Origin of the sequence: Ensifer adhaerens (assembly GCF_000697965.2) — a bacterium.
Taxonomy (GTDB): Bacteria; Pseudomonadota; Alphaproteobacteria; order Rhizobiales; family Rhizobiaceae; genus Ensifer; species Ensifer adhaerens.
Genome location: NZ_CP015880.1, coordinates 128,333 through 150,425, shown reverse-complemented (window position 1 = coordinate 150,425; position 22,093 = coordinate 128,333). Strand labels below are relative to the sequence as shown.

Annotated in this window: 18 protein-coding genes and 1 tRNA gene; 5 read left to right on the top strand and 14 right to left on the bottom strand. The window is 63.5% G+C overall.

All coding sequences use genetic code 11. The annotated features are described in order from the left end of the window. The first annotated feature begins 23 nt into the window (after positions 1-23). Positions 24-920: a polyphosphate kinase 2 gene (gene ppk2 / locus FA04_RS00700; RefSeq protein ID WP_034797604.1), complete on the top strand. Its 897-nt coding sequence runs from the start codon at positions 24-26 to the stop codon at positions 918-920. 85 nt (positions 921-1,005) lie between these two features. Here ppk2 and FA04_RS00695 read toward each other — a convergent pair whose 3' ends face one another. Continuing rightward, the gene (locus tag FA04_RS00695; RefSeq protein ID WP_034797177.1) at positions 1,006-2,232 is read right to left on the bottom strand and encodes a hypothetical protein; all 1,227 of its coding nucleotides are present in this window, start codon (positions 2,230-2,232) and stop codon (positions 1,006-1,008) included. Between the two features lie 342 nt (positions 2,233-2,574). Between FA04_RS00695 and FA04_RS00690 the strand changes: the two genes are divergently transcribed. Together FA04_RS00690 and FA04_RS00685 are read left to right on the top strand one after the other, a co-directional pair. Continuing rightward, the gene (locus FA04_RS00690; protein ID WP_034797180.1) at positions 2,575-3,585 is read left to right on the top strand and encodes an NAD(P)H-dependent flavin oxidoreductase; all 1,011 of its coding nucleotides are present in this window, start codon (positions 2,575-2,577) and stop codon (positions 3,583-3,585) included. Between the two features lie 76 nt (positions 3,586-3,661). Next, a tRNA-Thr gene (locus FA04_RS00685) sits at positions 3,662-3,737 on the top strand. A gap of 80 nt (positions 3,738-3,817) precedes the next feature. Here FA04_RS00685 and FA04_RS00680 read toward each other — a convergent pair. The 6 genes from FA04_RS00680 to FA04_RS00650 form a co-directional block, all read right to left on the bottom strand. Then, a complete protein-coding gene (locus tag FA04_RS00680; protein WP_034797183.1) occupies positions 3,818-4,489 on the bottom strand; it encodes a VOC family protein in 672 nt (223 codons plus the stop codon). Positions 4,490-4,683: 194 nt separating this feature from the next. Continuing rightward, positions 4,684-5,916, bottom strand: a complete 1,233-nt coding sequence (locus FA04_RS00675; protein ID WP_034797195.1) for a hypothetical protein — start codon at positions 5,914-5,916, stop codon at positions 4,684-4,686. Between the two features lie 5 nt (positions 5,917-5,921). Continuing rightward, positions 5,922-6,878 (bottom strand): DUF2950 domain-containing protein, encoded by a 957-nt coding sequence (locus FA04_RS00670; protein WP_034797196.1) that lies wholly within the window; start codon positions 6,876-6,878, stop codon positions 5,922-5,924. Between the two features lie 20 nt (positions 6,879-6,898). Then, complete coding sequence (locus tag FA04_RS00665; RefSeq protein ID WP_051659370.1) at positions 6,899-8,257, bottom strand: DUF3300 domain-containing protein; 1,359 nt, start codon at positions 8,255-8,257, stop codon at positions 6,899-6,901. Between the two features lie 396 nt (positions 8,258-8,653). After that, positions 8,654-9,004 carry an EF-hand domain-containing protein gene (locus FA04_RS00655; protein ID WP_034797198.1) on the bottom strand — a complete coding sequence of 117 codons (351 nt, stop codon included), beginning with the start codon at positions 9,002-9,004 and terminating at the stop codon, positions 8,654-8,656. A gap of 17 nt (positions 9,005-9,021) precedes the next feature. Then, the gene (locus tag FA04_RS00650; protein WP_034797201.1) at positions 9,022-9,273 is read right to left on the bottom strand and encodes a glycine zipper 2TM domain-containing protein; all 252 of its coding nucleotides are present in this window, start codon (positions 9,271-9,273) and stop codon (positions 9,022-9,024) included. Positions 9,274-9,812: 539 nt separating this feature from the next. Between FA04_RS00650 and ampC the strand changes: the two genes are divergently transcribed. Beyond that, positions 9,813-10,985, top strand: coding sequence for a class C beta-lactamase (gene ampC / locus FA04_RS00645; RefSeq protein WP_034797203.1), 1,173 nt, complete (start codon positions 9,813-9,815; stop codon positions 10,983-10,985). 248 nt (positions 10,986-11,233) lie between these two features. Then, positions 11,234-12,448, top strand: coding sequence for an alpha/beta hydrolase (locus FA04_RS00640; protein ID WP_051659371.1), 1,215 nt, complete (start codon positions 11,234-11,236; stop codon positions 12,446-12,448). Positions 12,449-12,469: 21 nt separating this feature from the next. Here FA04_RS00640 and FA04_RS00635 read toward each other — a convergent pair whose 3' ends face one another. The 7 genes from FA04_RS00635 to FA04_RS00600 all read right to left on the bottom strand — a co-directional run bounded on the left by FA04_RS00635 (position 12,470) and on the right by FA04_RS00600 (position 22,011). Then, positions 12,470-13,162, bottom strand: a complete 693-nt coding sequence (locus tag FA04_RS00635; RefSeq protein WP_034797205.1) for a response regulator — start codon at positions 13,160-13,162, stop codon at positions 12,470-12,472. Then, entirely contained in the window at positions 13,159-15,855 is a 2,697-nt protein-coding gene (locus tag FA04_RS00630; protein ID WP_034797208.1) for a sensor histidine kinase, read from the bottom strand. The genes FA04_RS00635 and FA04_RS00630 overlap by 4 nt, the downstream gene beginning before the upstream one ends. An 82-nt stretch (positions 15,856-15,937) precedes the next feature. After that, positions 15,938-16,507, bottom strand: coding sequence for a potassium-transporting ATPase subunit KdpC (gene kdpC, locus FA04_RS00625; RefSeq protein WP_034797210.1), 570 nt, complete (start codon positions 16,505-16,507; stop codon positions 15,938-15,940). A gap of 2 nt (positions 16,508-16,509) precedes the next feature. Next, positions 16,510-18,627, bottom strand: a complete 2,118-nt coding sequence (gene kdpB, locus FA04_RS00620) for a potassium-transporting ATPase subunit KdpB (protein ID WP_034797212.1) — start codon at positions 18,625-18,627, stop codon at positions 16,510-16,512. Between the two features lie 13 nt (positions 18,628-18,640). Then, positions 18,641-20,350 (bottom strand): potassium-transporting ATPase subunit KdpA, encoded by a 1,710-nt coding sequence (kdpA, locus tag FA04_RS00615; RefSeq protein ID WP_034797214.1) that lies wholly within the window; start codon positions 20,348-20,350, stop codon positions 18,641-18,643. A gap of 86 nt (positions 20,351-20,436) precedes the next feature. Next, entirely contained in the window at positions 20,437-20,523 is an 87-nt protein-coding gene (gene kdpF / locus FA04_RS36655; RefSeq protein WP_034797217.1) for a K(+)-transporting ATPase subunit F, read from the bottom strand. Positions 20,524-20,850: 327 nt separating this feature from the next. Further along, positions 20,851-22,011 (bottom strand): AI-2E family transporter, encoded by a 1,161-nt coding sequence (locus tag FA04_RS00600; RefSeq protein WP_034797607.1) that lies wholly within the window; start codon positions 22,009-22,011, stop codon positions 20,851-20,853. Between the last annotated feature and the right edge of the window lie 82 nt (positions 22,012-22,093).

The window sequence follows — 22,093 nt, the reverse complement described above, 5'->3', positions numbered from 1 at the left end:
CGCCAAGCCGAAAGGGCGAACCGATGGCAGCGACGGATACGGCGGACAAGGCGGAGAACCGCGCGGTGGAACTCGAAATCGGCGGCAAGAGTCGCGTTTTCGACATCGACAATCCCGAGTTGCCGAAGTGGATCGACGACGCGGCATTTTCCTCCGACGACTACCCCTACAAGAAGAAGCTCGACGACGACGAATATCTGGAAACGCTGGAAAAGCTGCAGGTCGAACTGGTCAAGGTTCAGCTCTGGCAGCAGAAGACAGGCAAGCGCATGATGGCGTTGTTCGAGGGCCGGGACGCCGCCGGCAAGGGCGGTGCGATCCATGCGACTATGGACAACCTCAACCCTCGCTGGGCGCGTGTCGTCGCTCTGACCAAACCGACCGAAACCGAACGCGGGCAATGGTATTTCCAGCGCTACGTCGCGACCATGCCGACGGCCGGCGAATTCGTGCTGTTCGACCGCTCCTGGTACAACCGCGCCGGCGTCGAACCGGTCATGGGCTTCTGCACGCCCGAAGAGCATAAGCAGTTCCTGAAGCAGGCTCCCCGCTTCGAGAAGATGATCGTGCATGAGGGCATCCAGTTCTTCAAATTCTGGATCAACATCGGCCGCGAGATGCAGCTGAAACGCTTCCACGATCGCCGCCACGACCCACTGAAGATCTGGAAGCTGTCGCCGATGGACATCGCGGCGCTCAACAAATGGGACGATTATACCGCCAAGCGCGACGAGATGCTGAAGGAGACCCACACGGACCATGCACCCTGGACGGTGGTACGCGGCAACGACAAGCGGCGAGCCCGGCTCAACCTGATCCGCCACATCCTTTCCTCGCTCGATTACGAGGGCAAGGACAAGGGCGCGATCGGCGAGGTCGATGACAAGATCATCGGATCCGGCCCCGGTTTCCTGAAATAGACGCCTGCCCTGTCAAAACCGATGACGCCGATGGGGCCGGCAGGTTTTCCCGCCGCCCCACCTCGGAAAGCCTTGGCGACCAGCCTTATTGCCCCGGCAGGACGCGGATGGCGTAGAGGCTGAGGCTCTTGCCCTCACCGCTGATATCGCTGTTGATCACGATCTGGCCCGGCGAGCTCGGCGCCAGGCTACGGTCGAAGGTGATCTTGAAAAGCATGTCGAGCCGCTCGTCATGCACGGTAAAGCGATGGCGCCCACATTCGCCGAGCGAGGAGAAATTGCACTCGACCGCGAACTCCGTGGTCTTGCCGGGCTCGGCCTGCACGGTCAACGCCAGCGTCGACGTCTTGCCGGAGAGTTCCGCCAGGACCGAGGCCGGGATTTCGATGGTAATATCCCCTTCCGCGTCGGCGACCGCCGATGTCAGCTGCACGCGTCGCCCACCTTCGTCGTCCACCGGCTCGACCTTTGCCTGCGCTCCGGGTGCGATCGCGCCGGTTTCCTTGGGCGTGAAGACCTCGACCCAATCGCCGGTAAAGCCCTGCTGCGCGCCGAGTGTCCGCAATCCCGCCGCGCCATCGAAGTCTTCCGACGCAACCGATGCCGGGGGATTGGCAACATTCGTGTCGCGCTCGGCGGCAGATTTCAGCAGGTCATTGGTCTGCACCCACCAGGCCGCGGCCCCTGCTGCGGCGGCAAGCGTGACGACGACCATGGTGAAGGACAGAAAGCGGCTGCGCTTGCGCCGGCGTTTGCGCGTATCTCCGCGGACCGTGGGCGCGATGCTCGCAGTTTCGCCACCATCTGCCGTGCTCTCGGCGGCTGCACGCGTCGATACCACCGGACCGTCGCGATCGGCACGCAGACCACCGAGACCGCCATCGCTCGCCGCCTGGCGCGGCGCGTCGCCGGCAAAACCGGGTTCCCGACGACCGGCCGCCGGGGCCTGTGGCTGGCTCTGAGGTGGAGCCTGGGTCTGAGGTTGGGGTTGGGCCTGCGTCGGTGACCGGACTTGCGGCTCGACCCGTGGCTGTGCCGGCCCGCGCGCCCGCGCGGCATCGTCGAGGCTGACCACCGGAGGTGCCGGTTGTCGCGTCCTCAGTGCCGCTCTCTCTTCCGTTTCGATCGCATGAATGACGGCTTCGAGCCGATGGCGCTGCTGGGCGATGACGTTGCCGTCCTCGATCCCCTGTTTCTGCAACCCGGTTTCGAGCGCCTGACGGGCAGATTGATAAATGCGCGCCCGCGTTTCCGCATTGGCGCGATCGGAGCGCTCAAGGGCATTTCTGATTGCAGTCTCAAGTCCGCTCACATCAAGTCCTTCTGTGTAGGCAGGGCTTTGGACCTGCCGGCGCGCCGCGGTTGACCACCGCTCTCGATCCAACCGCAAGGGCATAAGGGTTAAATCTGGAGGCACGCCGTTGGTTTTGTTAACAATTGCGTAACCGCTGCTGCCAGAATCCGCAAGTCCGGCGACGGGCGCGACCGGCCAAGGCCGGGGAAAACGCTTTCCTTCACGGCGCCGGTGCGAAAAAAGAGGCGGCGACATCGCGGCCAAACCGCCCTTTGCAAGCGGCAAACTTGCTGCTATCTATTTTGACGTTTACGCAAACGTCAAAAATTTGGCGCGCCTTACCGAGGGATGGAGAAACCGATGCCGCTTCCGCCAATTCTTTCCGGAACGACGAGACTGCCAGTTGTCGGCGCCCCCCTGTTCATCATTTCCAATCCGAAGCTGACGATCGCGCAGTGCAAGGCTGGCGTGATCGGCGCCTTCCCGGCGCTGAACGCTCGCCCGCAATCGCAGCTCGACGAATGGCTGGCCGAGATCACCGAGACGCTTGCCGACCACGACGCCAAGAATCCCGGCCGGCGGGCCGCCCCCTTTGCCGTCAACCAGATCGTGCACAAATCCAATGCGCGGCTTGAGCAGGACCTGATGCTCTGCATCAAATATAAGGTGCCGGTCGTCATCTCCTCGCTCGGCGCCGTGCCCGAGGTTAATGCGGCCATCCATTCCTATGGCGGCATCGTGCTTCACGACGTCATCAACAACCGTCACGCCAATTCGGCGATCCGCAAGGGCGCCGACGGCCTGATCGCGGTGGCCGCCGGCGCCGGCGGCCATGCTGGCACGCTTTCCCCGTTTGCGCTTGTCCAGGAAATCCGCTCCTGGTTCGACGGGCCGCTGCTTCTCTCGGGCGCGATCGCTACCGGCGGCGCCATTCTGGCGGCCCAGGCGATGGGCGCTGACATGGCCTATATCGGCTCGCCCTTCATCGCAACGGAGGAAGCGCGCGCCAGCGACGCCTACAAGCAGATGATCGTCGACAGCAACGCCGCAGACATCGTCTACTCCAATTACTTCACCGGCATCCACGGCAACTACCTGAAGCCCTCGATCTCGGCCGCCGGCATGGATCCGGACAATCTGCCCGAAGCCGACCCGTCGAAAATGGATTTCGGCGCTGCGACCGACGGCGCCAAGGCCTGGAAGGACATCTGGGGATGCGGCCAGGGCATCGGCGCGGTCAAGGAAGTGACATCCGTCGCCCGCATGGTCGACCGGCTCGAGCGCGAATACGATGCAGCGCGCACCCGCCTCGGCCTGCACTCCGCACCCGCAGCGACAGCCAACAAGGAATTTTCAAGTTCTCGCAACTGATGGCTTGAAATCTCGGCGCTTTGCGTTTATCAGCGCCTCACATTCGTTCCGCGGGCTTCCGCGGAACTGCCTCCGGGCCGCTTTAGCTCAGTCGGTAGAGCACATCATTCGTAATGATGGGGTCACGTGTTCGAGTCACGTAAGCGGCACCATTCCTCCTTGAAAAGAAAAGCACGATCGCCAACGGCGAAAGTACCACTCTGTCGTCGGACAAACGATCGCCGAGATTGCCCTATCTCGCTCGGACTTTCCAGCCGTGCTTGGCATCAGACACGGTTCCAGGTGACTTCACGTCGGTCACCCAAATCTCCAGTCCATTGGCACCCGGTCGTTGACGCTTTTGCGGAAACCACGGCCGGTTCGGGTCGACGGCAATTAGCATGCCTTCATCATTGCCGATCGCGGCAAAGCTGGACGAGGCTGGCCCGACCGTTCCGACACCAAACGTCCAGGCCGCCTCGGCCACCATGCCCTCGACATCATCGGAGGGAACGCCGACCTCGCTCAGGCAGGACAGGTCAGCGCCGCTGAACGGTCGCTTGTCCGCGGGATGGATCAGCCTGCGGCGGCCGATCAATTCGAGCACGGCATTGTCGGGGCCGTCGAAGTAGATCGACCTTGATTGCCAATCTCCTTCAAGGGCAAAGCACGCTTCTCCACCCGGCTCCTTTTGGAGCAATGTCCGCCCCTCCAACCAAGCGACGGCCATGTCAAAACGCGCAAAGGGGATGTTGAAGGCCAGGTGCACGCCGTGTGGCGCTCCCTCAGCGGCCGGGATCAGCTGGATTTCGCTCCAGCCCACCTGGATGGAGTTCCCGGCCGTCGGCAGTTCGAGGACATCGCGAAAGTAGGCAGCACTATTGGCGACGTCCGATGCCGGCAGAATTAATCTGGAGATGTGCATGAAGTCCGATCCGTCACATGGCAATTGGCTCTATCGGACAAGTTCATAAGACCTCAACTTAAGTTGAGGTCAAGACGCTTCCCTATCCTGGACCACGGAAAGCCGGATTTTCTGTTTCGAACCTCACCACAACGGGCCCAAACAGACAGGCCGAGCCTGATCGGGGTACGGCCTCCCCGACGAAGCGACGCTCGTCACAGCAGCAACAGCTTCTTCAGCACCGAAAACACTTCCTTGTAAGGCAGCCTTGTCGCGCCTGCGACGGCGAAGGGAATGAGAGCGGCGGCAGCGACCGGCACGACGGCGTCGCGGCTGATGAGCATGGTCGAAAGCTTCTTGGTCGCGTCGAACAGTTTGCCGGGGTCGGCCACGTCGTCGTCGGGTTCCTCGGTCGCGTCGGCTGCCACGTTGCGGCCGAGCACCTTGCGCTCTGCTGCGCGCTGGAAGCGGGTCGCCTGCACGCCGAACATCAGCAGCCCGGTTTCCTTCAGCCGTGCCAGCGGCTTGGAGAAGGCCGATAACGGATAGGCGAAGAAGGCGATCACGATCGCCAGCCACCCGCTCATGATCATGCTGAACGTCGTCATCGACAGCGTCTCCTGCAGCAGGTGCTTCATGACCGCTGCCGCGATCGCCGCGCTCATGCCGAAGACGAAGAACATGTAGGCGTTCGGATATTGCGACAGAAAGCCGAGGCCACCCTTGCCGTCGGGATGGGCGGCGACGAGGCGAAGCTCCAGTTGAGCGATCTTGCGCAAAAGTCGCGCCCAGACGAGGTGCCGCCATACGCCGCGCAGGAACAGGAAGACGAAGAGCGGTAGGCTGACGCAGATCGACCACCAGCCGGCAGCGGTAATCCTGTTGCCCTCGGCCGAGTGCTCGACGGCCCAGAACGAGACGTCTGTCGTATGGAAGTTCAGGAAGGAAAGCAGCGCCGCGACCGCGGCGAGTGCCAGGCAGACGGTTTCCGCCAGCCCGGAATCGCGTTGTTTCAGCGCGTTGGAAATCGCGCGCGCGGCTGATGGCATCGAGGTCGGAGCGATGAGCGGCGCGCGCGAAAACTGTCCGAGCTTGATGCGAAGCCCCCGCTCGACCTGCTGTTCGGCCAGCACAAAAGCGGCAATCGCGACGAAGAACTTTGCCCACACGCCCGGATCGGTCAGATAGGCGCCCTGGCTATGGTCGAGCGACAGGCTGTCGGGCAGGCCAAGCAGAAAGGGAACGCCCCAGGCAAGCGCGACGAAAAGCAAAGCCCGCTTTCCTGACTGCAGCGCGTTCGCACGCAACAGCTTCAGCCTTGCCTGCAGCTCGAAGAACGGGCCGCCATGGGACGCGAGGTACTCGGCGATCTTTCCCTGCCGAGCTGCCGGCGCGGCATCCGCCGCGTCGCCGCCGGATGCCTTGGCGCCTGGGTCCGCTCCGCTCATGGCGCTCAATCCTCCACGACCTGCCAGTTGTCGTTGGGATTGAACTGCCGGATCCCTTCAGCAACGCTCTCGGTCTTGTCGCCCAGATCGGCCTGGTAGACGGTGCCGTTGCGGTTGACGACGAAGGTGTGGACGCCCGTTGCGCCATATTTCACCGGCCAGGCGACCAGAGCGAAGCCCGCAATCATGTTGCCGTTGATGATGTAGTCGAACTTGCCGCCGGCGATGTTGTCGCCCTGGCTCGTCAGCACGCGGTAGCGATAGCCGAAATAGCCCTTGCCGGCCTGGGCCCTGGCAAGCACTGCGCCATCGGCGAGCGCTTCACCCGCAGGGCTCTGTGGCTGGCCCTCGCCCGCGGGCCAGTAGAGCCCGTCGGTCTTGCCCTCGCTGCTGATCAGCTTCTGCGCGTATTCGAGCACGCCGTCGCCGTCATGATCTTCCTGCGCATATTCCTCCTGCGCCTCGACATAGGCGCGGACCGTCGCGATCGTGTCGAGTTCGTTGCGGCCGACCAGGCGATTGGCGATCTCCTCGAGACCGGTATAGGTGTCGAAGGCCCATTTTCCGTCGTCGCCCTTGGCAATCGGGAACGGGAAGGGCCAGAGCACTTCGCCGATCTCCAGTACCTTTCGGTTTTCGACGTCCTGTACGGCCACCTTCTTCTTTACGCCCGCCTGGATATCGGCGTAGGCGTCCATCACCCCGTCGCTGGTCTTGGCCTTGGCCGCATCCAGCCCCACCAGGTTCGCGAGCTTGTCGAAATCGCCCGAACCAACGGCGGCCTTGAACGCATCGATTGCCTGTTCCGGTGTGTCGAACGCCGGCGGATCGCTTGCGGCCGCATAGTCGGAGAGCGGCGTGTGCGCCGCGGGATCCTGCGCAGAAGCGACCGTCGCCGAGCCGCTGGCGAGCACGGCGGCTGCAAAGGAAGACAGGAGCAGATTATGTACGCGCTTGGTCATTTTCGTTCTCCTCCCTTGAGTTACCGGTGCCGTCCGCCGCCGCCGCCACCACCACGCCTGATCTCACGGTGCGGCTGGCCACCGCCGCGCTGGCCGCCACCAAGCGCCTGGCGGCCGCGGTCCGACTGCATCTTGGTCACCCGTCCGCTCTGGACCTGACCAAGGGCGGATGGTTTTCCGCCACCGCCACGATCGATCTTGCCGCCCGGCTTCGGCTTGGCGACCTGGCGATCGGCCCGGGCCGCCGGCTTGGCATTGCCGATCTTGTCGCCCTGAGGCCTCTGCTTGACCTGGTTGCCCGGTTTGCGGTCGCCAGGAGCTGCGTTGGTTCGCCCGAGATTTTCCCGCTGGCGCGCCTCGACCTTGCTCTTGCGGACATCGTCGACCGAGATCCGGCTACCGGATCTATTTGCCGCCGCGCCGATCTCGTTGGTGCGGGCCACCTTCGCCCGGTTGGCGATGTTGTTGCCTTTCGCGGACTTGAAGTCCCGCTCCATGGAGGTGCGATCGATCTTGGCGAACTGGTTCTTGTCGAAGCTGATCTTGCTGCGGTCGACATTTTTCCAGTCGACGTCGTTGAATTTCACCTTGCCGTTGATGTTGTTGAAGCAATTGTTGCAGTCGATATCGACATCGCCGCCGTTCCAGCGCCCGCCCCAGACGCCCCAGTCGTCCCAGTCGACGACCGCGGCAAAGGCAGCACCCGTGACCACGCCGGCAAAGAAGGTCGCCGTCGGATAGTAATAGTTCGGATAGGGCTCGGGATAATAGGCGATCGGGGCCGGCTGATAGCCTGGATCATAGAGCATCTGCGGCTCGTATTGGGGGACGTAGATTTTCTCCGGATTGGCGGCCTGGATCACGACGTTGTCGTTTTCCTGCTTCACCACCACCTTGTCGTCCGACTTGATGACGCCGTCGGCGACGGCCTTGTCGCGCAATTGCTGGATGGCGACGAGCACGTCCTTCTGCTGATAGGCTAGCGCGTCGCTGAGCGACTGGGTCCAGTCGAGGTCGTCGCTCATCATCTTGACGATCTGAGGATAATTCAGCAGCGAGACGATGCTGCCGTCCCAGCTGTCCTTCGGCTTCATGTCCTTCTTGGTCTGCGAAACCTCGAGGAAGCGCTCGGCCTCGACGATCTGCAGCGGGTAGAGCGAGGCAGAGGTCACGAGTGCGACGAGTTCGTCGGGGTAGAGCGCAATGCGCGCGACGAGGACCTCGAGCTCATCTTCGCTGAGCGGTTGCGGCGCCTCTTCGGTCGCCGCCTGGGCGGCGGCCTGCTCCTGCGCCAGCGCAGTGCCCACCGCAAACGAACCCGTCAGCAAGGCAAGCAACGCCACCGTTGGCGCACGCAAAGAACGAGGTCGGTCGAACATGGTCTCTCCTATCCAGGCACAACGATCAACAAACGAGCCCGGGAGATCCCCCGGCTTGGACGTCACGGCGCCGGCCATACGCGGCCGGCGGGGCAATCGCGAGAATTCCCATTCGCTGTCATCGACGTCCCCTTCCGCACGCTTGCGTGGAGAACCTGGTCGCTTGTCAGAAAGCCGAATGGGACAATCAGGAAGAGCGGCATGAGCACCGGCAGCCAGCTGGCCAGCTGCCGGTGAATTTTAGACATGAGAAACAGAACGCCCGGCAATTGCAACCGGAAAATGAGGACGTGCGTGCGCGCACGCCGTCTTTGCTTGCGCGAGAGCCGGGCCGAAGCCCGTGCCCGCCAGCCGCGAACGACCGGGATCAAGGGCGGTCGGCATTGGCTCCGAGCATCATTTCAGGCTGCCGTCGCCGCTTCGATCCGCGGTCTTGAAATCCGCCATCACCCGATCAAGAAACTCGTTCCGGCTGATCTTGCCGTCGCTGTTGGTATCCGTGGCGGCAAACTGCTGAGCGTTCAGCGCCTGCTTCGTCTCGTCGGACGTAAGATTTCCGTCCTTGTTCTTGTCGAGATTGTCGAAGGCGCCCGCCATGAAGGCCTCGTACTCGGACCGCTCGACCGCGCCGTCCTTGTCGCTGTCGAGCGCGCTCATCTGTCCCTGGTTCATCGTCGCAGCTTGCTGCGCGATCGCCGGTGTGATCTGGCCGAGCGCAAGCACGCTCATAAGAACGATTTTCTTCATTCTGCTCTGTTCCTCGATCAATAATAGCGGCATGTCAGCGCGTTGCCGGCAGCAGCGCCGAGTGTCGCTCCACCACCAACGGCCCATAGCTGACCGGTGCCTGAACCAATGGTCGAGCCGATCAGGCCGCCGACAATGGCCCCACCAACGGTTCCGGCAATGCAGCCGAATTCGTTGCCGGTCGAACCGCTCTTGGACATATAGGCCGATTGGCACCCCGATAAGGCTAGGGCGCCGGCAAGAACGATAGTTATGGTCTGCTTGCTCATCTTATCCTCCAATATGGCCGTCTGATTGCAATAGAGATCGGCGGAGGCGCCATTGAGTGGCGTCGGATGTAAATAAGCTTCCGAATATTCTCCCGGAATCGGGGGAGACTCTTCTGTTGGATCAGAAGCAGCTCGCGGATTAGACATATTAGACATGCAGTCTGGCAACAACAGGGCCTTGAACTGCCGGCGAATACTACGCCCGAGAACCCCCGATGACAACGGACAGCGTGATTTTGTAGAGCGCACGGCGCCGGCGCCCCTCCCCGCCGCCCTTTCGGCCTCTGGAATCGTCTCCCGCGCGGCGACATCTCACCTTAGATTTTCTAGGGTCTCCCTCGAAATATCGTCATTTGTGCCGTCGGGCCGGGCGGTCTAGCTCTTTGCCGTCCTGTTGGGCACTTCTTGCAGGGTCTCCGTGGCCTGGCGGGACATGGGCCGGCAAAGCGCCAGCTCGGACCCGACACAGCATCTCCGACCGTGGCCGGCGGCCCTCCCACGCCGCGCCACCGACAGCATATCGAGAGAGAACACATCGAATGGATAGAATGGCGACAATTAAATTAGGTCTTTCTACTGCAATCCTTGCGACCCTGGCGTCCAGCGCCTTTGCCGAAGGTGGCGAGCGGGCGCAGATTGCCGCTGCCGTGGACAAGGCGATCCGCCCCATCATGCGCGAACACAAGGTGCCGGGCATGGCCGTCGCCGTCACCGTTGAAGGCCGGCACTATTTCCTGAACTACGGCGTCGCTTCCAAGGAAACGAACGCACCGGTTACCGAGAATACGCTGTTTGAACTGGGCTCGATCAGCAAGGCCTTCGCCGCGACACTGGCGTCCTATGCGCAGGTCACCGGCAAGCTCTCCTTCGACGATCATCCCGGCAAGTACATCCCGGCCTTTGCGGGCACGCCGATCGACAAGGCGACCCTCCTGCATCTTGCCACCTATACGGCTGGCGGACTGCCGTTGCAGTTTCCCGATGCGGTCAAGAGCAACGCCGACATGGTCGGCTATTTCAGCACATGGAAACCGGAGGCCAAGCCCGGCAAGAAGCGTCGCTATTCCAACCCGAGCATCGGCCTCTTCGGCCACACCGCGGCTTTAGCGATGGGCGGCAGCTTCAGCGCGGTTCTCGAAAGCGAGATCTTTCCCAAGCTCGGCCTGAAGCACAGCTATGTCCGCGTTCCCGATAGCCAGATGGGCAGCTACGCCTGGGGCTACGGCAAGGCCGACAAGCCAATTCGCGTCACTGCCGGTACGTTCGACGCGGAGGCCTATGGCGTAAAGTCATCGGCCGCAGACATGATCCGCTTCGTCGAGACCAACATCCAGCCTGAACGTCTCGACGGCGCGATCCGCAAGTCGGTCGAAGGCACCCATGTCGGATATTTCGACAGCGGCAAGATGGTGCAGGGGCTGGGCTGGGAACAATACCCCTACCCCGTTTCGCTGGAGCGGCTGCTCGACGGCAATTCGCGCGACATGGCCCTGAAAAGCAACCCGGTCAAGGCATTGGATCCCCCGAAGCGCCCCGATGGCTCGACGCTCTACAACAAGACCGGCTCCACCAACGGCTTCGGCGGCTATGTCGCCTTCGTACCGGAGAAGAAGATCGGAATCGTGCTGCTTGCCAACCGCAACTACCCGAACCCCGAGAGGATCAAGGCTGCCCACGCGATCCTGAAGTCGCTGGAAGCGGCGGCGAAGTAACGGCAGATCGCCCGCGTCGGTTTCGTGTCGCGGCAAGCCCGCGACACGGGAAACGACATCCATCAACAACTCTGTAGCGAATCTTCAATCAGCGCCTGCTTGCATATTGACGCCGAGTATTGTCATCTGCATTTCGCGAAAGCGCGATCAGATGCAGTCGAGTTCAGGCGTATGTGGGGATGCCGATGTTCGAATGGGTGGGAGTTCAGGGTTCGTTACATCGGGGAGGCGCAGGCAGGGGGCGGACAATGTTCGTGCTTGCGGCGCTGACGCTGCTTGCCGGCTGCGGCGGCCATGCCAAGGGTGTGATGGCGCCCGTCGCACTCACCACTCCGGTCCCGGGCGCATCCACCGTCGACATGCTTGTCGCAACCACGCGCGAACCCTCCGGCGATCCGGCAACGCTCTTTTCCGGCGAGCGCGACGCCAATACTTTCCTTACCGACGTCGCGGTTTCGATCCCGCCGGAAACGGCACGCAAGTCGGGCACGGTGCAATGGCCGCGCAAGCTGCCGCCGGATCCGGCCAAGGAATTCGCCGTCACGCGGGTGAACGAGCTCAAGTCGCTCGATGAAGCCAAGTCCTGGTTCCTGCAGCACGATGTCGGCGGCAATGCCTTCGTCTTCGTGCACGGCTTCAACAATCGCTACGAGGATTCGGTCTACCGGCTGGCGCAGATCGTGCATGACTCGGAGGTCCAGGCAACGCCGGTTCTCTTCACCTGGCCTTCGCGCGCCAACGTGTTCGACTACAACTACGACAAGGAAAGCACGAACTATTCGCGCACGGCGCTCGAAGACATTCTGAAAAAGCTATCCGACGCGCCGAAGGTCAAAAGCATAACCATCCTCGCCCATTCCATGGGTACCTGGCTGACGATGGAATCGCTCCGGCAGATGGGCATCCGCGACGGCAACGTGCCGTCCAAGATCGAGAACGTCATCCTCGCCTCGCCCGATATCGATCTCGATGTCTTCGCCAAGCAGTTTGTCGAGATGGGCAAGAAACGGCCGAAGTTCACCATCTTCGTTTCGCAGGACGACCGCGCCTTGGCGCTTTCGAGCTTCATCTCGGGCGACGTTTCACGCCTTGGCGCAATCGACCCGTCGGCAGAGCCTTATCGCACTCAGCTTGAAAGGGCCGGCATCACTGCCATCGATTTGACAAAGGTTAAGTCTGAGGACGGCCTGCACCACGGAAAGTTTGCGGAAAGCCCCGAGATCGTCCAGCTCATCGGCACGCGGCTCGCCACGGGGCAGACGCTCACAGATTCCGATATCTCGGTTGGAACCGGCATTGCCGCGGTCGTCGCCGGCACGGCGAGAAACGTCGGCAACGTCGCGGCCGTGACGGTCTCGGCGCCTGTGTCGATCCTCGAAAACCCGCAGCCGGCGAAGAAGAAGAAGGTGGTCGTCGGAGACACGCTCGCAACCGACATGCCGACGCCGGTGAAGATAAAGTAAGGGCTTGGCGGCAGCCCGCCGTCAGCCCTCGTCGCCGACGAAGCGATAGCCGACGCCCGGCTCCGTACGGATGATCTTCGGATCGGCCGGATCGCGCTCGATCTTGCCGCGCAGCTGGCCGATGAAGACGCGCAGATAATGCAGGTCTTCGCCGTGCGCGACGCCCCAGACCGAGGTAAGCAGCGTCTTGTGGGTGACGACACGGCCGGCGTGATGCGCCAGCATCACCAGGAGGTCGTATTCCTTTGGCGTCAGCCGGACGGGCTCGCCGTCCTTCGTCACCACCCGCTTGATCGTGTCGATCGAAACACCATCGGCGGAAAGCTGCGTCTGGCCGCCTTCCATCTGCACCCGGTGGCGAAGGGCCGCACGGATGCGGGCCGTCAGTTCGCCGATACCGAAGGGCTTTTCGATGTAGTCGTCGGCGCCGAGATCGAGTGCTGCGATCTTTTCGCTTTCCCGGTCGCGGGCCGACAGGATGATGATCGGCACCTGCGACCAGCCGCGCAGGTTGGCGATGACCTCCTTGCCATCCATATCGGGCAGGCCGAGATCGAGGATGACGACATCCGGCGCCATCGTCGCCGCCGCCTTCAGCGCCTCGGCGCCGGTCATCGCCTCACGAACGTCATAGCCGGCAGCACTCAGCGCGGGTTTCAGGAAACGCTGGATCTGGGGTTCGTCGTCGACGACGAGGATACGCTCCACGCTCATGCACGGTCCTTTTCGGAGATTTCAGCCTTGGCGGCGGGAAAGCGCATGGAAATGCGCGTGCCGCGGCGGCGAAGCGCCGGGCTCTCCGCCTTGATCTGCCCGCCCATCGCTTCGACGAAGCCCTTGGCGATCGACAGTCCCAGCCCCGTTCCCGGAGTGCGGCCATCCGCCTTGCCGCGGCGGAAGAATTTCTCGAAGACCTGCTCGAGGTCCCGCGGCGGAATACCCTTGCCGAGGTCGGTCACTGACAGCACGATCTCGTTGCTGTCGGTACGGGCATAGATGCTGATCGGCTCTTCGCCGCCATATTTGTTGGCATTGTCCAGCAGGTTGAAGAGCACCTGGCCGAGCAGCACGCTGTCGCCCCGCATCAGGGGCAAGTCAGGGGCGATGCTGGTTTCGATCTCGCGCTCGGGAAAATATTTGCGAGCGCGATCGACCGCCGCCCGCACCACGTCGGCGACATCGACCCAATCGCGCTTGGCATTGACGGTACCGGCCTCGATGCGCGTCATGTCGAGCAGGTTGGCGACAAAGCGCGTCAGCCGACCGCCCTCCTCCTCGATCGACTGCAACAGGTCGTCGCGGCTTTCCGGCGGCATGCGATCACCGAGCTGGCGCAAGCTGGTGACGGCGCCGGTAATGGTCGCAAGCGGGGTTCTCAGATCATGCGAAATGGATGAAAGAAGGGCAGCGCGGAAGCGCTCGCCCTCGAGCTTTGCGGCCTGGTCGAGGCTTTCGCGTGACAGGCGGGCGCGGTCGACGGCGATCGCCGTCTGGTCGAGGATCGCTGCCAGCGCCCGCTCCTCGTTGATCTCCAGTGGCTTGTCGGCCTGGACGAAGCCGCAGACGCCGACGACGCCGTGCGGGCTCGTCAGCGGCCGGAAATGGAAAGGGCTGTTCGGCAGGGTTCCCGTGCCGTTGCCGGCCGGCTCGCGTTTGTCCATCGCCCAACGCGCCGCCATGATGTCGGTGACGTCGAGCTCGGTGTCCGGCGGCCAGGCGGCTTTCAGCTGCAGGTCTCCGTCCTCAGGCAGAAGCAGCGCTGAACTGCGTTTCAGCGTCGACTGCATCTGCGTCACCGCCGCCCAGAGCACGTCGTCGGCCTTGGCGGTGCCTGAAAGTTTGCGCGAAAAGTCATAGAGCGCCTGAGTCGCGGCGGCGCGCTGGCGGGCGGTCTTTGCCTGCTCCCGTACCCGCGACGCCAGGCTGCCGGCGAGGGCTGCGGCAGCGAGGAAGACGACGAGCGCAAAAACCTCGTGCGGCTCGGCGATGGTGAAGGTGCCGGTCGGTTTGATGAAAAAGAAGTTATAGGCGAGCACCGAAAAAAGTGCTGCCGCGATTGCCGCGATGTGACCGGCATAGGTCGCCGAGGCCAGCACTGCGAGTAGATAAAGCAACGAGATGTTGGGCAGGACGACGAAACGGCCAAGCAGCAGGCCGACGGCGGTCGAGACGACCACCGATCCGGCGGCGATGCCGATCGCGCGCCCACTTCCCGGCGGCAGCGTCCGTTTCATCTTCGTTCGCCGTTTGACGGGCACCGTCTCGCGATCGGTCACAAGGTGAATGCCGATGCCGGACACGCGCTCGGCCAAGGCGTCGGGAAGCGACTGGCGAAACAGCCGCATCGGGAACGGCTGGCGGCGCGCGCCGATGACGATCTGCGTCGCGTGTTCCCGGCGCGCGAGCTTCAGGATTTCCTCGACGAAGTCGTTGCCGATAATACGGCGCGTCTCGGCGCCGAGCTGTTCGGCAAGACGGAAGGTTTCGTCGAGCCGGCGCACGTCTTCGCCGTCGCCGCTCTCGCGGTCGGCGCGCTCGATGAAGACGACGATCCAGGGGGCATTCAATCCTTCGGCGAGCCGGCTTGCCGTGCGCACGACCTTTTCGGACAACGGGTCCGAACCAATGCAGACGAGCAGCCGCTCGCCGCTTGCCCAGATGCCTTCGATGGCGTTCTGCTTGAGATAGTCGACCATCTGGTCGTCGACCCGGTCGGCTGTCCGCCTGAGCGCCAGTTCGCGCAGTGCCGTCAGGTTGCCAAGGCGGAAGAAGCGGTCGACGGCGCGCTGTGCGCTGTCGGGCAGATAAACCTTGCCCTCCTTCAGCCGCTCGATCAGCTCGGCCGGCGACAGATCCACAAGCAGTACGTCGTCAGCGCGCTTCAATACGGTATCCGGCACCCGTTCGCGCACGGGTACACCGGTGATCTGGGCGACGATATCCGAGAGGCTTTCGAGATGCTGGATATTGAGCGCCGTCCAGACATCGATGCCGGCGGCGATCAGTTCCTCAACATCCTGATAGCGCTTGGGGTGCCGGCTTTCGGCCGGATTGCTGTGGGCCAGTTCGTCGACGACGATGATCCGGGGACGCCGCGCGAGGGCCGCATCCAGGTCGAACTCGGAAAGCATTCGGCCGCGATGGTTCACATCGCGGCGCGGCAGTATCTCCAATCCGTCAATGAGCGCAGCGGTCTCGCTGCGCCCGTGCGTCTCGACCAGCCCGACGACGATATCGACACCGTCGTCCTTCAGCCGGCGGGCTCGCGACAACATCGCATAGGTCTTGCCGACGCCGGGAGCGGCGCCGAGGAATACGGTCAGTTTTCCCCGGCGGTCCTGCGCGGCAAGCGCCAGCAGTGCGTCTGGGTCCGGGCGACCTTTGGCGTCGCGTTCACTGTCGGGCATGCATTGTCTCAGGCGTGATCGATTCTAATAGCTTAGAGCGGGATGCGGGCGGAATACCGCAAGCACTTTTCCTCATCCCGCTCTAGGTTCGAGGCGCATCAAGGGCCAGGTTGAGTTCTAGCACATTGACGCGCGGCTCGCCTACGACCCCGAACAGCCGATCCTCCGTCGCCTTGGCGACCAGGGCGGCGACATCCGCTTGGCTCAAGCCCCGCGCCTTGGCGACGCGGGCGACCTGGGCTTCGGCGAAGGCCGGCGTGATATGCGGGTCGAGCCCGGAACCTGACGTGGTTGCCGCGTCCACAGGAATTTCTCCCGCAAGGCCGGCAGCTTTCAGGCGCTCGACATCGGCTGCGACACGATCCCTGAGCTTGACCGAGGTGGTACCGAGGTTGGAGCCGCTCGAAGCCCCCGCGTTATAGGCGTCCGGACCGGTCGCGGAGGGCCGCGGCCAGAAGTATTTGTCGGAAGTAAAGTTCTGGCCGATGAGGGCGGAACCGATGAGGGTACCGTCCTTCTCGATGAGGCTGCCATTTGCCTGCGCGGGCATCAGCACCTGCGACGCGCCGGTGATTGCAAAGGGATAGGCAAGGCCGGTGATCGCGGTCAGGAGCACGATCATGACGATGGCGGGGCGAAGTTGGTTCAGCATGGTTACACCAGATTGAGTGCGTTGACGGCGAGGTCGACGAGCTTGATGCCGGCAAAGGGCAGGACAATGCCGCCGAGGCCGTAGACAGCCAAGTTACGGCGCAGAAGGGCTGCCGCACCGACGGGCCGGTACTTGACGCCCTTCAGCGCCAGCGGGATCAAGGCGACGATGATGAGCGCGTTAAAGATCACCGCCGAGAGGATCGCCGATTGCGGCGAGGCGAGGCCCATGACGTTGAGCGCGGCAAGGGCCGGATAGGTGGTAATGAACAGCGCCGGGATGATGGCGAAGTACTTGGCCACGTCGTTGGCGATCGAAAACGTCGTCAGCGACCCGCGGGTCATCAGCAGCTGCTTGCCGATCTCGACGATCTCGATCAGCTTCGTCGGACTGGAATCGAGGTCCACCATGTTGGCGGCCTCGCGGGCGGCCTGGGTCCCCGTCTGCATGGCGACGCCGACATCGGCCTGGGCGAGTGCCGGCGCGTCGTTGGTGCCGTCGCCGCACATCGCGATCAGGCGGCCGCCCTGCTGCTCCTTGCGGATATAGCCAAGCTTGTCCTCCGGGGTCGCTTCGGCAAGGAAGTCGTCGACGCCGGCTTCGGACGCGATGGCGGCAGCGGTCACCGGGTTGTCGCCGGTGACCATCACCGTGCGGATGCCCATGGCACGAAGAGCGGCGAAGCGCTCCTTTATGCCGGGCTTCACCACATCCTTCAGATGGATGACGCCGAGCAGGCGCGGACCGTCGGCAACCGCAAGCGGCGTGCCGCCGGTGCGGGCCACCTGGTCGACGGCGCGGCGAAACTCGTTCGGCACGTTCTCGTCGCGGATACCGGTGAACTTCAGGACCGAGTCGACGGCACCCTTGCGCAGCCGGCGGCCGCCGAAGTCGACGCCCGAAAGCCTCGTTTCCGCAGCGAAGGGAATGACCGCGTCGATCCGGGTCGCGCCGGCCCGGCTTGCGCCGCCGCCGACGGCGAGCGCCAGGACCTCGCCCTTGTCGGACGCGGGCAGCGACACATCTGGCGTCTGGCGGCCAAATTCACCGGTGGCAAGCGCCGCGATCGAGCGGCCCTCAGGCGTTTCGTCGGCAAGGCTTGCAAGCAGTGCGGCATCGGCAAGCTCGGCCTCGGTAACGCCGGGCACCGGCATGAAGTCGGCCGCCATGCGGTTGCCGAAGGTGATGGTGCCTGTCTTGTCGAGCAGCAGCGTATCGACGTCGCCAGCAGCCTCGACAGCGCGGCCGGAGGTGGCGATGACGTTGAAGCGCACCAGACGGTCCATGCCGGCGATGCCGATGGCTGAAAGCAGGCCACCGATCGTGGTCGGAATCAGGGTGACGAGCAGGGCTGCGAGCACGGTGACCGAGAGCACGGTACCGGAATAGCCGGCGAGCCCCCAGAGCGTGACGACGGCCACCAGGAAGATCAGCGTCAGGCCCGAAAGCAGGATCGACAGGGCGATCTCGTTCGGGGTTTTCTGGCGCTGCGCGCCCTCGATCAGCGCGATCATGCGGTCGACGAAAGTGTCGCCGGGTGCCACGCCGATGCGGATCTTGATCCAGTCGGACAGCACCTGCGTGCCGCCTGTGACAGCCGAGCGGTCGCCACCGGATTCACGGATGACGGGCGCCGATTCACCGGTGATGGCGCTCTCGTTGACAGAGGCGACACCCTCGACGACTTCGCCATCGCCGGGGATCAGTTCGCCAGCCTCGACGAGCACGAGGTCGCCGACCTTCAGCGATGTCGCCGGGATCGTCTGGGTCTCGCGGCCTTCGTCGGCAACGAGCTTGCGCGCCGTCAGTTCGGACTTGGTGCGGCGCAGGCTGTCGGCCTGGGCCTTGCCGCGGCCTTCGGCGACGGCTTCGGCAAAGGTGGCAAAAAGCACCGTGAACCACAGCCAGGCGGCGATCTGGCCGGAGAACAGCGGGCTGCCTGTGCCGGTGGCGATGTCGCGCACGAAGAGACCGGTGACCACGGCTGCGACCACTTCGGTGACGAAGATCACCGGATTGCGCACGAGCTGGCGCGGGTCGAGCTTGATGAACGCCGCCTTGATCGCCGGCAGCAGGATCGCCGGGTCCAGAAGACTGGGTGCGATAGGTTTGGAAGACATGTGTCGAATTCCTTTAGAAGGTCTGACCGGCAAGCATCGAGAGATGCTCGACGATGGGACCGAGCGCGAGCGCCGGGAAGAATTGCAGCCCGCCGAGAATGAGGATGATGCCGACAAGCAGGCCGACGAAGAGCGGCGTGTCGGTCGGGAAGGTACCCTTGGACGCCGGCACGCGGGTCTTCACCGCGATCGAACCGGCGATCGCCATGACCGGAACCGCATAGGCGAAGCGGCCGAGCAGCATCGCGAACCCGAGCGTCGTGTTGTACCAGGGTGTGTTGCCGGTGAGCCCGCCGAAAGCCGAGCCGTTGTTGCCGGCCGCCGACGTGAAGGCATAGAGGATTTCGGACAGGCCGTGCGGGCCCGCCGTGCCGATGCTTGCGACGGCAAAAGGCAGCATCGCGGAGACGGCGGCAAAGCCGAGGATCGTCACCGGCAGAATGAGGACGGCGAACATCGCGTATTTCATCTCGCGGGATTCGATCTTCTTGCCGAGCAGTTCCGGCGTGCGGCCGACCATCAGGCCGGCAACGAAGACGGCGAGGATCGCAAAGACCACCATGCCGTAGAGGCCGGAGCCGACGCCGCCCGGCAGGACTTCGCCAAGCTGCATCAGGAACATCGGCACGAGACCGCCGAGGCCCGTCAGCGAGCCGTGCATGCCGTTGACGCCGCCATCCGACAGACCGGTGGTGACAGCGGCATAGAGCGCCGTCATCGCCTGGCCGAAGCGGACTTCCTTGCCTTCCATGTTGCCCTGGGCGGCATCGAGACCAAGGGCGGTCAGGATCGGGTTGCCGTGGGCTTCCGCCCAGTAGACGACCGCAACGCCTGAGATCAGCAGGATCGCGGTGACGGCGATGAAGGCCCAACCCTGGCGGCGGTTACCGACCATCTGGCCAAACGTGTAGACGAGCGCCGCCGAGATCGACAACATGGCGAAAATGTTGAGATAGTTGGAGAAGGCCGTCGGGTTCTCGAAGGGATGGGCGGCATTGACGTTGAAGAAGCCACCACCATTGGTGCCGAGCTGCTTGATCGCTTCCTGACTGGCGACAGGGCCGAGCGAGATCGTCTGCTTGGCGCCTTCGAGCGTGGTTGCCGACAGATCGGCGTGGAAGGTCTGCGGCAAGCCTGTCCAGACCATGGCAAGGGCCATGACGACGGCGATCGGCAGCAGCACGTAAAGCGTCGAACGGGTGAGATCGACCCAGAAGTTGCCGACGGTCGAGGCGTTCGAGCGGGCGAAGGCGCGGGTGACGGCAAGCGCCATGGCGATGCCGGTCGCGGCGGAGACGAAGTTATGCACCGTCAGGCCGGCCATCTGGCTGAAATGGCTGAGCGTGGTTTCGCCACCGTAGTTCTGCCAGTTGGTGTTGGTGACGAAGCTGACCGCCGTGTTGAAGGCGAGATCGGACGGCATGCCCGAGAAGCCCTGCGGGTTCATCGGCAGGTGGGCCTGCAGCCGGAGGATCGCATAGAGCGAGACAAAGCCGGCGAGGCTGAAGGCGAGCATCGACATCGTGTAGGCGAGCCAGCCCTGTTCCTTCTTCGGATCGACACCGGCCGCAAGATAAAGGCCGCGCTCGACGGGACCGAGGACGGGTGAAAAAACGTTGCGTTCACCGGAGAAGACCCGCGCCATATAAAGCCCCAGCGGCTTGATGACGATCAGGACGGCGATGAAGAGGAGGCTGATCTGCAGCCACCCGATGATAGACATGAGATTACTCCGCTAAGGGCGGCCGGACGGCGCAAAGGCGCCCGGCTGATGCGAACGGCCAACGGGTTCGATCCCCGTCAACCGGGTCAGAACCGTTCCGGGCGAACGAGGGTGACGACGAGGTAGGCCGCAAGACCGATGGCGACGGCAAGACCGAGCAGGGCTTCGAACATGACGCCCTCCTAAAGCCGGCTCAGCGCGCGCGCATAAAGCGCGAACACGACAAAGCCGCCGATTCCGGCGGCAAGAAAAAGAACATCGGACATGCAAATTCTCCGGACTGTTGAAGTCCGGATCTTGCGCCCGCAGCGGGTCAATTATCGATTGCGATGGTCGGAAGGAGGCATAAGGAAAAGATAAAGACGCCCGCAAAGATCCGTTCGGGAGCGCGGGAGGCGACCTTCATAGGCGCAGGACCAGTCCGGTATCGGCCTATCTGCCACAAGCTGAAGAGATCCCGAGGCCGCCCGTATGCGACCGCCGGTTCGGCAAAAGAGCACCTAGCCCTTGATAATCTCGTTCACGCTCGTTTCGGTGGGCGTGGTGGCTTCGCGCATCCATTCGCGCCAGATCGCAACGAGCAGCGCCATCAGCACCGGACCGACGAAGAGGCCGAGGAAACCCATGGTCTTCACGCCGCCCACGAGGCCGAAGAAGGTCGGCAGGAAGGGAAGCTTGATCGGGCCGCCGACGAGGCGCGGACGCAGCGTCTTGTCGACGATGAAGAGTTCGGTCGTGCCCCAGGTGAACAGCGCCAGGCCGTGAATGGGCGAACCGCTGGCGACGAGATAGACCGAGACCAGCGTGAAGCAGAGCGGCGCGCCACCGGGGATCAGCGCCATCAGGCCGGTGATGATGCCGAGCGTGACCGGCGACGGCACGCCGGCAAGCCAATAGGCGACGCCAAGCACGATGCCTTCGCCGATGGCGATGATGCCCATGCCGGTGACCGTCGAGCTGATCGTCAGCGGCACGACGCGCGACAGCCGTTCCCAGCGCATCGGGAAGATACGCTCGCCGAGCTTGTCGAGTTGGCCGGAGAAGGACTGCCCATCGCGATAGACGAAGAACAGCGTGATCAGCATGAACAGCAGCGTCAGGAAGGCATGGAACGTCGAGGCACCGACGACCAGAACGCCGCGGTAGATATTGCCGATGTTGGAGCCGCTGACGAGCTGGACCAGTTCGCCGAGCGCGCCCGGATGGCCGATATGCTTGACCCATTGCTCGCCAAGCCAGACACCGGCGATCGGAATGCTCGACAGCCATGCGGGCACGACGGCACCGTTGGCATTGGTCTCGACGGCCCAGACGACCCAGTCGCGCACTTCGTCGACCGCATAGACGGCGGCAATCGAGATCGGCACGACGATGAAGGAGATGACGCAGACGATCGCGATGGTGGCGGCAAGCGTCCGGTTGCCGTTCACGCCGGCGAGCAGCCGGCGATAGATCGGCCAGCTGGCAAACCCGATGACGACAGCGGCCAGAACCGGAACGACGAAACCATGGAAGAAATAGACGCCGGCTAGCAGAACGAAGACCAGCATCCAGCGCGCAGCGGTCATGGGGCCGACAAGGGCATGGCGCGAAATGGCAGTGTGCCCGAGGAGCCGTGGCTCCACGGCGAAATTCTCTCGTTCGCGATTACCCAATTGCACCAATGATCCTCCGTCTTCCGACGAGCTTACAGCAAACCCGCGGCCTTGCCAGCCACTCTGACACCGCGCGCCGCCCCTTTGC